The sequence below is a fragment of the Asanoa iriomotensis genome, from assembly GCF_016862515.1.
In the GTDB taxonomy this organism is placed as follows: Bacteria; Actinomycetota; Actinomycetes; order Mycobacteriales; family Micromonosporaceae; genus Asanoa; species Asanoa iriomotensis.
Map to the genome: position 1 here is coordinate 1 of NZ_BONC01000121.1, position 10,931 is coordinate 10,931.

General features: G+C 70.7%; 11 protein-coding genes. 6 read left to right on the plus strand and 5 right to left on the minus strand.

The annotated features are described in order from the left end of the window. Positions 1-62: 62 nt before the first annotated feature. Positions 63-740 carry a CBS domain-containing protein gene (locus tag Air01nite_RS39190; RefSeq protein WP_203708486.1) on the minus strand — a complete coding sequence of 226 codons (678 nt, stop codon included), beginning with the start codon at positions 738-740 and terminating at the stop codon, positions 63-65. Between the two features lie 89 nt (positions 741-829). Here Air01nite_RS39190 and Air01nite_RS39195 point away from each other — a divergent pair, with 89 nt between their 5' ends. Beyond that, positions 830-1,639, plus strand: coding sequence for an SDR family NAD(P)-dependent oxidoreductase (locus Air01nite_RS39195; RefSeq protein WP_203708487.1), 810 nt, complete (start codon positions 830-832; stop codon positions 1,637-1,639). Here the strand turns inward: Air01nite_RS39195 and Air01nite_RS39200 are convergent, their stop codons facing one another. Then, positions 1,640-2,479, minus strand: a complete 840-nt coding sequence (locus tag Air01nite_RS39200) for an alpha/beta fold hydrolase (protein WP_203708488.1) — start codon at positions 2,477-2,479, stop codon at positions 1,640-1,642. A gap of 40 nt (positions 2,480-2,519) precedes the next feature. Here Air01nite_RS39200 and Air01nite_RS39205 point away from each other — a divergent pair, with 40 nt between their 5' ends. Further along, the gene (locus Air01nite_RS39205) at positions 2,520-3,404 is read left to right on the plus strand and encodes a protease inhibitor I9 family protein (RefSeq protein WP_203708489.1); all 885 of its coding nucleotides are present in this window, start codon (positions 2,520-2,522) and stop codon (positions 3,402-3,404) included. Positions 3,405-3,415: 11 nt separating this feature from the next. Here Air01nite_RS39205 and Air01nite_RS39210 read toward each other — a convergent pair whose 3' ends face one another. Continuing rightward, complete coding sequence (locus Air01nite_RS39210) at positions 3,416-4,144, minus strand: SDR family oxidoreductase (protein ID WP_203708490.1); 729 nt, start codon at positions 4,142-4,144, stop codon at positions 3,416-3,418. Positions 4,145-4,218: 74 nt separating this feature from the next. Here Air01nite_RS39210 and Air01nite_RS39215 point away from each other — a divergent pair, with 74 nt between their 5' ends. Further along, positions 4,219-5,139, plus strand: coding sequence for an AraC family transcriptional regulator (locus Air01nite_RS39215; RefSeq protein WP_203708491.1), 921 nt, complete (start codon positions 4,219-4,221; stop codon positions 5,137-5,139). 584 nt (positions 5,140-5,723) lie between these two features. Here the strand turns inward: Air01nite_RS39215 and Air01nite_RS39220 are convergent. Beyond that, a complete protein-coding gene (locus tag Air01nite_RS39220; RefSeq protein ID WP_275408333.1) occupies positions 5,724-6,644 on the minus strand; it encodes a class I SAM-dependent methyltransferase in 921 nt (306 codons plus the stop codon). 204 nt (positions 6,645-6,848) lie between these two features. Between Air01nite_RS39220 and Air01nite_RS39225 the strand changes: the two genes are divergently transcribed. The 3 genes from Air01nite_RS39225 to Air01nite_RS39235 all read left to right on the plus strand — a co-directional run bounded on the left by Air01nite_RS39225 (position 6,849) and on the right by Air01nite_RS39235 (position 9,075). Beyond that, positions 6,849-6,995 (plus strand): hypothetical protein, encoded by a 147-nt coding sequence (locus tag Air01nite_RS39225; protein WP_203708493.1) that lies wholly within the window; start codon positions 6,849-6,851, stop codon positions 6,993-6,995. A 71-nt stretch (positions 6,996-7,066) separates the two neighbouring features. Further along, complete coding sequence (locus tag Air01nite_RS39230) at positions 7,067-8,380, plus strand: YcaO-like family protein (RefSeq protein WP_203708494.1); 1,314 nt, start codon at positions 7,067-7,069, stop codon at positions 8,378-8,380. Continuing rightward, positions 8,377-9,075 (plus strand): TfuA-like protein, encoded by a 699-nt coding sequence (locus Air01nite_RS39235; protein WP_203708495.1) that lies wholly within the window; start codon positions 8,377-8,379, stop codon positions 9,073-9,075. The genes Air01nite_RS39230 and Air01nite_RS39235 overlap by 4 nt, the downstream gene beginning before the upstream one ends. On the opposite strand, the gene Air01nite_RS39240 is transcribed toward Air01nite_RS39235, so the two are convergent. Continuing rightward, positions 9,066-10,931, minus strand: a 1,866-nt coding sequence (locus Air01nite_RS39240) for an MFS transporter (protein ID WP_203708496.1), incomplete at its 5' end; no start/stop codon positions are given. The genes Air01nite_RS39235 and Air01nite_RS39240 overlap by 10 nt on opposite strands.

Here is a 10,931-nt window from a genome sequence, read left to right on the forward strand (position 1 = left end):
CTTGGAGCGGCGCACGCAGGCCGCGGTGCTGGCCACCCGGTTGCTCGGCAAGAAGCACTGAGTCAGAGCAGCGGTCCCGGCACGAAGCGGTCCGCGTCGTCGAAGTCGTACTCGATCCCGTCGACGACCTTGACGACGCCGCTGACCTGCGCGGCCAGGCTGACCGCGATCTCCGCGGAGCTGCGCCGGTCGAGCCGCCCGGCCAGCGTGACCACGCCGCCGGCCACGGTCACCGCGACCGCGTCGTCGCCGATGCCGAGGATGCGGCGCAGGACCTCGGTGACCACGTCGTGCCGGATGTCGTCGTCGTGGCGCAGGTGGACCTTCAACAGGTCGCCGCGGGACACGATGCCGACCAGGCGACCGAGGTCGTCGGTCACCGGCAGCCGTTTGACACCCGCCCGGTCCATCGCCTTCGCGGCCTCGACCAAGGTCGCGCTCTCCATCGTGGTGACGGCGGGCGCCGTCATCAGCTCGCGCGCGAGGCTCGCGTCGGCCTTGGCCCGCGCGCGGCGCCGCAGCGTGAACATCCGTGGCTCGTGCGGCTGCCCGGTCAGCTCGACCTTGGGCAACAGGTCCGCCTCGGATACGACGCCGAGCACCCGCCGGAAGCTGTCGACCACCGGGACGGCGCTGATCCGCCGCACCGCCAACAGATCGACGATCGTCCTGTATGGAGCATCTTCACCCACCGTGGCGACGTCCGCCGTCATCACGTCACCGACCTGCCAAGTCCTCATGCGTTCACGCTAGGCCGGGCCGTCCTTCCTGAGGCAGGGCCACGAGACCCCCTGCCGTGGGTCCGATGGCCCCGCTATGTTGATGGCTGATGGACCTGCGTGATCGCACCGTGGTGCTGACCGGTGCCACCGAAGGCATCGGCCGCGCCACGGCGGTCCGGCTCGCGGGCCGGGTCGGGCACCTGGTGCTGCACGGGCTCGAACCCCGCGCGGAGGTTCTTGGCTTCCTCGCCGGGCTCGGCGGCGACGTCACCTATCTCTCCGCGGACTTCGGCCACCTGGATCAGATCGCCGGGCTCGCCGAGTCGATCCGCGGCACCGCCGACCGGGTCGACCTGCTGGTCAACAACGCGGGCCGGCCCGGCGCCCGGCGGCGTGCGGACAGCGCCGACGGCATCGAGGCCACGCTGCAGACCAACTATCTGTCCACGGTGGTGCTGACCACGGCGCTGCGCGACCGGCTGGGCCGGGTGCTCAACATCGCGTCGGCGACCCACCTGTCCGCGCGGCTGCGGCTGGCGGATCTCGGCCTGGCCGCGGGTGGCTATTCGGCGGTCGGCGCGTACGCGCAGTCCAAGCTCGCGATCGTCACGTACACGTGCTGGCTCGCGGGCCGCCTCGACGGCCGCACGGCGGAGGCGGCGAGCATGCACCCGGGCGTCATCCGCTCCCGCCTGCTGGCCGGCATGTTCTCGATCGAGGGCGACCCACCGGAGCACGGCGCGGACAACATCGTGCGGGTCGCCACCCGCGGGGGCTCGATCAACGGCCGCTACTTCGACGAGACGGAACCGGCCCGCCCCAACCCGACGGCCGAGGACGCGGCAACCCAGCGCGAGCTGATGAACCGCACGGCCACGCTGCTCGCACCGATCGGCATCGATCCGACGGCTCGATGATCAGTCAGTGGGCATCGCAGCGGCGACCTGGTCGGCCGCGCTGTGCCGCAGCGCGGTGCCCATGTCGTCGAGGACGAGCAGTCGGGCCGTGGGGATCTCGGCGGCGAGAGCCTCGCCGTTGCCGACGGGGAAGAACGGGTCGGCGCGACCGTGCACCACGAGGGTTGGCACGTCGAGCTCGCCGAGCCGCTCCCGCCAGCGCGGGGCGCAGTCGATCCGGGCGAACACCGTCCCGAGCTGGTTCGCCTGGTGCACCGCGGGATCGGTCGACGGCGTCCGGTCCCAGATCCGGGCCGCCGTCGCCCGCGCCTGCGCGGGATCGTTTCCCAACGGCTCGGCGCCCTCGGCCGCGAACGCCGCGACGGCGTCCCGGTCGGTCCAGTCCGGCTGGGGGCGGGAGAACAGCGCGGCCATGACCGTGCGGTCGTGGTCCGGCAGGTCGTCGTCGACCGGCCCCGGCGCCACCGGCCGGGTGCCGACGAGGGTGAGTGCGGAGAAGGCGTCCGGGTGGTCCAGCGCGGCGACCTGGGCGACCATCCCGCCGACGCCGATGCCGCCGAGGTGGGCGGTCCGGGCACCGAGCACCTCGACCAGTGCGGCCGCGTCTTTGGCGAGGTCCCGCAGGCCGTACGCCGGATTCTCCGGGTCGAGGGTCGTCGACGCGCCGGAGTCACGCAGGTCGTAGCGGACCACCCGCCGCCCGCGCGACGCGAGCCGCTCGCACAGCGCGTCGGGCCAGGACAACATCGTCGTGCCACCGACCAGCAGAACCAGCGGATCGTCCTGGCGGCCGAAGCTCTCGATGCCGAGATCCACACCGTTCGCCCGCACCGAGGTCATCGTGGCACCGTACCTCGTAGGGGTCGGGCATGATCCTCGCGTGACGGATTGGTCGGATCCCACCGTGTACGTGCCGTACCTGGTGGCGATCGAGCAGAATGATGGCGAAGTGCGGGTGCATCCGGCGCACTTCGTGACATTGACGCCGGATTTTGTTTTCGTCCGTGGTCCGGCCGGCCGGTTCGAGAACCTTCCGACCCGCTCGGTGCGCTCGATCCGGGTCACGGTGCAGGATCTGCCGGCCGACTATGACCTGCTGCGGGCCGACTATCCGAACGCCTATCAGCCATGGCACCTGTATGACCCTGGCTACGTGCGCCGCCCCAGCATGACGCTCGCCGCGAAGGTGCGGAGGCTGGGCCGCCCGCCGGCGCACGTGATCGCCAAGGCTCGCGAGCTCGGCTATGCCCTCGCCGACACCGCGGACACCCCAGAGCACGAGCCAGAACCTGTGCCGGACTCGTTGGCGGCCCGTCGTGCCAGGCGCGCTACCAGCCACGACTACCTCGTGTTCGTCAAGCCCGGAATCTCCGACCCTTATCAGATCCTGAGCCGCCAGCGCATCGGTTCCCACAGCTTGTACCGCATCGACTCCTGGGGGTTCGGGGCCACGTTGAGCGGCCTCGAGATCGAAGCACTTTCGGAGGATCCCGACATCGAGCGGTTCGAGCGCGACGACGACCGGCTCGCACCGCATTTCCGTACCCAGCCGGAGGATCGCGTCGACGGTGAGTATCTGGTCGCCGTTCGCCGAAGCGGCGACCCACTCACCGTTGCCGCACGAGCGGGTGTATCCCCGAGCCACGTGTTCGACACGATCAGCACCTTCAGCGCCGCGCTGACCGACGTTCAGGTTCAAGCGCTGCGCCGGGATCCGGACGTCGTGTGCATCGAGGACAACGCGGTCGTCACACTCGACGACTGAACGGCCGGAGCTCAGATGGCGCCGCCGTTGGCGAAGATGGTCTGGCCGTTCACCCAGCGGCCGGGGCCGGCCAGGAAGGCGACGACCTCGACGATGTCGTCGGGGGTGCCCAGCCGGTTCATCGGGCTGCCGGCGGCGATCGCCGCGAGCGCCGCGTCGTCGCCGCCGGTGAAGGCGTCGAGCATGTCGGTGGCCGTGGCGCCGGGGGCGACCGCGTTGACGGTCACGTCGCGGCCGCGCATCTCCTTGGCCAGGATCGAGGTCAGCACCTCGACCCCCGCCCGGGTGGCGGTGTAGACGGCATTGCCTTCGCGGCGGAACCGCGTGGTCGAACTGGAGAAGTTGATGATCGCCCCGCCGGGCCGGACCCGGCGGGCGGCCTCCCGGCCGACCACGAACGCACCGCGCAGGTTGGTGCGCAGCACCAGGTCGAGCGCGTCCAGGTCGAGGTCGGCGATCGTGCTCGGCCGCATGGCCCCGGCGGCGTGCACGACCACGTCCACGCCGCCGTACGCCCGCTCGGCGGTGTCGAACAACGCGGCGACGTCGTGCTCGTCGGCCACGTCGGCGCGCACGGCGAGCGCCCGGCCGCCGCCCGCGACGATCTTCGCGACCGCGTCGTCCGCGGCGGACTTGCTTTCGGCGTAGGCGACAACCACGTCATGGCCTTCGGCTGCGAGCCGGTTGGCCGCGGCGAGACCGATCCCGCGGGACCCGCCGGTGATGATCGAAACTGTCATGGATCCAGCGTCCGCCGCTGGCGGCGTACTATGAATGATTGAAAGTCCTGTTTTTCTTCGCGAGAGTCCCAGGCATGGCTCATGATCCTCTGACCGACGCCCTGGCGCTGGCGGGCGCCAGCGGCATCGTGTCGGGCGCGCTCACCGCGACCGGCGGGTGGGCGGTGCGGTTCCACCCGCGCGCCCGCCTCAAGGTGACCGCGGTGCTGCAGGGGTCGTGCCGGATGCTGGTCGACGACGCCACCGACCCGATCGACTTGACCGCGGGCGACGTGGCGGTCCTCAACGGTCGAGGCTCGGAGCTGCTGGCCACCGACCTGAGCGCGGAGCCGGTCGACGGCACGGCACTGTTCGCGGCATCGGCCGGACGCCTGGTCACGCTGCCCTTCGCCGGCGACGACGCACCGCGGACCGTCCTGGTCGGCGGCCACGTGCGGATGAACCAGATCGGCGACGACCTACTCCTCGCCACGCTCCCGCCGGTGTCGGTGATCCCAGGCGGCGCGCCGACCATCGGCTGGCTCCTCGACCGGGTCGTGCAGGAGCTCACCACCGCCCGGCCGGGCGCGGAACTGGCGCTACGCCAGTACGCCCAACTGCTGTTCCTCGAGGTCATGCGGTCGCTGCTGGACAGCCCCACGGACCTGCCGCCGGGCTGGCTGCGGCTGCTCACCGACCAGCGGCTGGCACCCGCCGTCCGCTCGATGCACGCCGACCCGGCCCGCGCCTGGCACCTGAACGACCTGGCCCGCTCGGCGACGATGTCCCGGACGGCGTTCGCCGCCCGCTTCACCGCCGTGGCCGGCGTGCCGCCGCTGACCTACCTGCAGCATTGGCGCATCCGCGTGGCGCAACAGTCGCTGCGCGAGACCGACACGAGCGTGGCCGCTCTGGCCGCTTCCCTCGGCTACACGTCTGAAAGCGCGTTCAGCACGGCCTTCAAACGACGCACGGGAACGGCCCCGCGCAACTACCGGAAGGGACAACAGACCTGATCTTGAACAAGGGTCGGTTGGTCTTGACGATCTAGGGTGCCTGGATGACGTACGTCGGCGAACTGCGCAGTCTGGTGGGTCACCGGCCGTTGCTGCTCGCCGCAACCGGCGTCGTTGTCGTAGATGGCGCGGGCCGCTGGTTGCTCCAGCGGCGCGTCGACCACGGCCCGTGGGGCCTTTCAGCTCACCTATCCCAATGGAGACCAGGCCCACGTCGTGGGTGTGACGTTCCTGGCGGGTCGCGTGGCCGGCGCCGCTGTTGCCGACGGCGAGGAGGGGTCTGAACTGGGGTGGTTCAGCCCGGAGCAGCTTCCCGCTCTCAGCGGATACAACGGGCTTCTGACGGCCCGTGCCCGAGCGTTACTCAGTTCAGGGGCGGTCGTGCAGGGACCAGGCGTCGCTCCGGGTCGTCCATGACCGCGGTCTCGCCGTGAACCGCAACTCCTCAGGGCCGCCGAGAGAGTCGACCCGTGTCCGTACCGTGTCGGTTCCGAGCCGCATCGCCGGGAAACCCGGCTGCGATGGTGACGGCACGGCGCATTGCTCAACCGCTGCTGAGCACGTGTCGACGCCCACGGTAAGCGTCAATCGTGACCCCGGCGGAAGTCTCGCTTGAGTTGTTCGCGGCGTTCCTTGTCGAGTCGGCGCCAGTCGGCCATGTCGGCCTGCGACCGCTGTCGGACTTCGTCGCGGGCGCTCCAGCCCAGGTTGAGCTGTTCCAACTCGGCCAGGACCAGTTCCTGCGGCACGTCAAGGTCGCGCAGCCGCTGCAGCACCTCGGTGGTGTCCAGCCCCGTGATCGGGACGGTGACGGTCTCCAGCGAGTCGAACACGACCGCCGCCAGCCATTCGCCGTCGGGTGATGCGTCGATGCGCAAGGCGGCGACCCGGCGGCGCCGAGTCGAGGTCGCCATGAAGATCAGGTCTGGTTCGTCGTGGTCGACCGGGTCCACCTGAAAGCCGGCCTCGGCCAGCGCGCGGGTCAGCCAGCCATAGGATCGGAACCGCAATTCGTTGTGCGAAACCCGCTTCGTGCCGTCCGGGAAAGCGAAATGGATCTCGAAGGTCACCAGGTCGCCGTGCGAACGCGGGTCCTGGAACCAAACCTCGACACCGTCGGCAAGCGCCTGCCTCGAACGGTCGGGAGTCCATTGGTGCCACACACGGGCGACGGGGTTCCTGCTGTCGAACGCGAGCCTGCCACCCGGACGCAACGCTCGACCAAGAGCCGCGAACGTAGCTCGCAAGTGGTCATTGTCCGTGATGACCTGCACGACGTGGCCGGACATCAGGGCCAGGTCGTACTCACCCGAACCCAGGCACGAGGCGTCCCCTTCGACCCACCGGACCAGGTCGCCACCGTCACGTCGCCGAGCGACCTCGAGCATCTCCGGCGACGGGTCGACACCGGTGACCTCGTGCCCCCGACGCGCAAGCTCCACGGCCAACTGCCCGGTCCCACAGCCGACGTCCACAACAGCGGTCGCTGACATCGCCGCCGCCAGATCGGCGTAAAAGGCAAAATCACGACGTGAGGAGTTCCAACTGTCCGGTCAGTGTATGAGCTGACAAATCGAAGGTTGCAAAGATATGATTCCCTGCGCTGGCGGTATACCCCGCCGCCTTTGTCGGCCATGGAGTCAGGGCTCAGGACCGAACGCATTCGTGGCCGTCCAGGTTGAAACGGGGAGTCAACGGGAGGAGCTGCCATGAGGGACAACGTGGACGCGGTCGAGCTGGCGGAGGTTTCGCCGGTGGAGCTGCAACATCTGCTGGAAGAGGAGCTGGGCCTCGCGGTCGGCGACACCGGGTGTGCCGCCTTCGCCGCGCCGCTCAAGCAGGCCGAGCTCGGCTGACCCGTCGGAGTGCCAACGGTCGCGGGGTCCCATCCGCGGCCGTTGGTCCGCAGCGCGTACCCGCGAAAATCATGATTCGAGATCAAGCCCCTAAACTGCGCGGTCGCGGCGCTCATCGCGAACGCAGTCCAGAGGACACCTTCGCCGCCGTTCGCCCGCATTTCCGGCGGATCGGCATCACCCGGATCGCGGACATCACCGGGCTCGACCGCATCGGGATCCCGGTGCACAACGCCATCGTGCCGCGGTCCAACGACGTCCTCTCGGTCTACACCGGCAAGGGGCTGACCCCGATCGACTCGATGACGTCGGCCGTCATGGAGGCGGTCGAACGCTACGCCGGTTGGCTGCCACTGCGACCCGCCACCGTCGCCGCCTACGAGGACCTGGGCGCGCCCGCGATGCGCCCGGCCGACCTGAACATCGAACTGCTGCCGCAGTACGCCGACCATCTCCCCATCTACTGGGTGCCCGGCTACGACCTGGTGAGCGAGGAGACGGTGCTCGTGCCCAACAGCGCCGTCTCTTACGGTGCGGATCCCGGCGCACCACCGTGCTACTCGATCGGCGTCACCAACGGCCTCGCCTCCGGCAACACCTTGGAGGAGGCGGTCTGCCACGCCCTGTGTGAGCTGATCGAGCGCGACGCGCTGACCCTGTCGGAGATCGTCAGCGGGCGGTTGAGCCACATCCTCGCCGAAGGACTGGCCGGGCCGCGCCGGCCGGAGCAGGTGGCCGCGCTGCGGCAGCAGCATCCGCACATCGACCCGGGCAGCACACCGCCGACCGTCCAGCGCCTGCTCGAGCGGTTCCACGACGCCGGCATCAGCATGCGGCTGGTGTCCATCACCTCCGACCTTGGCATCCCCAGCGTCCTGGCCGCGTCCGCCGAGGACAACGGACCATCGACCTCCAAGGGGTACGGCGGCTACGGCACCCATCCCGACCTCGAGATCGCGATGATCCGGGCGGTGACGGAGTGCGCGCAGTCCCGGGCGGTGGACATCCAGGCGATGCGCGAGGACATCAACCTGCCCGATGCCGAGGTGTCCAAGCACCGGCACCACACCAAGCGCGCCACCGCCGTCGACCCCACCAGTTGGGCGTGGCGGCCGGCCGAGCGGCAGGTCGCCATGGCCGAGCTTCCGTCCCATCCCAGCGACGACGTGGTCAGCGACATCAGGATGATGGTGACCCGGCTGCGCGACCGCGGCATGTCCCGGGTCATCGTCGTCGACCTGTCCCCGCCGGACCTGCCGGTCCGGGTCGCGCGGGTGGTCGTACCCGGACTGGAGTCCTGGGCCGTCGACCGCTCGAAGTTGGGTCAACGGGCGGCGGACGCGTGGAACACGGCGCTGCGGCAGCTCGCCCCGGTGTCGGCATGAGCCGCCCCGCGGTCTTCGTCGGTCCGAGCCTGCACGGTGCCGCCGCCCTGAAGCGCACCGACATCGAGTTCCTGCCGCCTGTCCGGCGTGGCGACATCGACGCGTTGCTGGCCCGCGCCGCGCCGCCGCCGGTGATCGGCATCATCGACGGAGCGTTCTTCCAGAGCCTGAGCGTCTCGCCCAAGGAGGTGCTGCGGGCGATCGACGCGGGCGTCCGGACGTACGGCTCCTCCAGCATCGGCGCGCTGCGGGCGGTGGAGTGCGCGCCGTACGGCATGGTGGGTGTCGGCAGGATCTACCAGGAGTACCAGTCCGGGCGCATCAACGCCGACGACGAGGTCGCCATCACGTACGACGACGAGACCGGGCGGGCGGTCTCCGAGCCACTGGTGAACCTGCGCTTCGCCGTCGCCGCGGCGGAGGTGGCGGGTGTGGTGGACGCCGCGCTCGCCGGACGGTTCCTCGTGCTCGCCAAACGCCGGTACTTTCCGGAACGGACGATCGCGCTGATCATGCGGGACCTGGTGGCCGAGGTCGGCGAGGCAGCGTGCGGCCCGCTGCGGCACTACCTCGACCACGTGGCGCCGGACACCAAGCGTGACGACGGGCTACAGCTTCTCGACCTCGTCGTCGCCGATCGCGCGGCGACGGCCGGGCAGCGTCCGCCGGAGTGGCCGCCGCCGGTTCACCTCTGACCACGGACCAGCAGCGACAGCAGCGCCGCGAGTGCGGTCACACCGCCGGCCGCGAAGAACGCGGCGTCGACGTCGTCGCCGACGAGGCTGATCAGTTGGCCGGCGGCACCGGAACCGAGCGCGTACCCGGCCCACATCGACGAGCCCATCCAGGCGAACGCCTCGGTGCGGTAGCGCTCCGGAGCCGCGTCGCCCAGGGCTAGTTGGTGCAGCGTGTCGCGTGGGCCTCCGACGAGGCCGAGCGCGAGCAGGGCGCAGCCGAGGAGCAGGAGCGTCGGTGCCCGGCTCACCCCGGCCAGCACCAGCGCCGTCGCCGCGTGGAACAGGAACATCTGCCGGGCGAGGGAGGTGGCCGGCGGCCGGGTGCCGTATACGAGCGCGCTGACCACCGTACCCAGGGAAACCGCGCCGATGAGCAACCCGGCCGCGCCCGGGGAGTCCGCCTCGGCGGCCGCCGCCGGTGCGGCGACCACCACGGCACCGAAGGCGAAGGCGTCGCAGACGATGACCGCGAGCAGGAGACGCACCTGCCCGCTCTCAAGTGGACCGAGATAGTTCCTGCGCTCGGCATCGTCCGAGGCCTCGCGCCGCCGGACGCTGGGCGCGCTCACGAGCAACAGGATGCCGACGAGCATGGCGAGGCCCGCGACCCCGGTGACCACGATCGGGTCCGTGAACAGCAGCAGCAATGACACCACCAACGGCCCGGTGACGTACATGGCCTCGTTGACGACGGCGTCGAGGGCGAAGGCGGTCTGCAGCCGCTGCCGCGGGACGAACGCCGGCCAGGTGGCCCGCACGACCGGGCCGGCCGGTGGGGTGCTGACGCCGAGCGCGACCGCGCAGCCGACGAGCACGCCGGTGGACAGACCCTGCGCCAGGGCAAAGATCATGATGGCGTACGCCGTCAGGTGGCCCGCCAGGCAGCCGAGCAGGATCCGGCGGGGCGCCAGGCGGTCGACCAGCCGCGCGGAGACGGGCACCGACAGGGCCAGCGCGGCAGCGAACCCGGTGAGGACCAGCCCGGCCGCCGCGTACGACCTGCCGGCGGCGACCACCGCGAGAAACAGGGCGAGGGTGAGCATCGGGGCGGCGATGCGGGTGGCGACGGCGGAAACGACCAACGGCCGAACCTCGGGAACCGCGAACAGCTCACGATAGGCGCGCACCGGCAGCAGAGTAGTCGAATACCCGTCGATGTGAACGCTCGACGTCAGGCGAAGAAGCGGGCACGCAGCGCCGCGATGAGCTCGTCCCCTGCGGTCGTCGAACGTCGCTTCCGCGTGGGTGAAGGCTTCGACGACCGCCTGCAAGGGGTCGCTCTCGGTCGCGCCGAACAGGGCCGGGACGGCGAACGAAGGACGGTGGATCGGGTACTGCCGGTGAGGTTCCTTGTGCGTGGCAACGATGGCGATGGTCAGGGAGGACGGCTTGGGGTGGAGGTAGGCGAACGCCGACTGCATGTCCGTGAAGGGCGGGGGTAGGGGAGCGCCGTTGTCCAAGGCGTCGAGTGCCGCGGCGGCCTTGGGGTCGTCCGTCATGCCCGCGTGCGCGAAGGCTTTGCGGGCCAGCCAGTTGGCGATCTCCCGTTGTGTCGCGGGTGGCAGGGCGGCCAGTTGGTCGAGCAGGTCGCGGTGGGCGCGGGCCACGTTCTTGACGTTGCCGGTCAGCTCACGCAGTCGTGCGGAGGGTGGGCGGCCGCCCCACCGGCGGCGCTCGGACTCGGCCGCCCGCTGGGCCTGGCGTTCCGCGGCCGCGCGTTCGGCGGCGGCGCGGGCCTCGGCCCGTTCGGCGCGGCTGGGCGGTGGTGGGGTCCTGCTGGCTGCCGTGTGCCAGTAGGCGGCTTGGCTGCTCGT

Coding starts and splice junctions, on each gene's coding strand:
- Air01nite_RS39190 (WP_203708486.1), bottom strand. CDS start 740: ATGAGGACTTGGCAGGTCGGTGACGTGATGACGGCGGACGTCGCCACG.
- Air01nite_RS39195 (WP_203708487.1), top strand. CDS start 830: ATGGACCTGCGTGATCGCACCGTGGTGCTGACCGGTGCCACCGAAGGC.
- Air01nite_RS39200 (WP_203708488.1), bottom strand. CDS start 2,479: ATGACCTCGGTGCGGGCGAACGGTGTGGATCTCGGCATCGAGAGCTTC.
- Air01nite_RS39210 (WP_203708490.1), bottom strand. CDS start 4,144: ATGACAGTTTCGATCATCACCGGCGGGTCCCGCGGGATCGGTCTCGCC.
- Air01nite_RS39215 (WP_203708491.1), top strand. CDS start 4,219: ATGGCTCATGATCCTCTGACCGACGCCCTGGCGCTGGCGGGCGCCAGC.
- Air01nite_RS39225 (WP_203708493.1), top strand. CDS start 6,849: ATGAGGGACAACGTGGACGCGGTCGAGCTGGCGGAGGTTTCGCCGGTG.
- Air01nite_RS39230 (WP_203708494.1), top strand. CDS start 7,067: ATGATTCGAGATCAAGCCCCTAAACTGCGCGGTCGCGGCGCTCATCGC.
- Air01nite_RS39235 (WP_203708495.1), top strand. CDS start 8,377: ATGAGCCGCCCCGCGGTCTTCGTCGGTCCGAGCCTGCACGGTGCCGCC.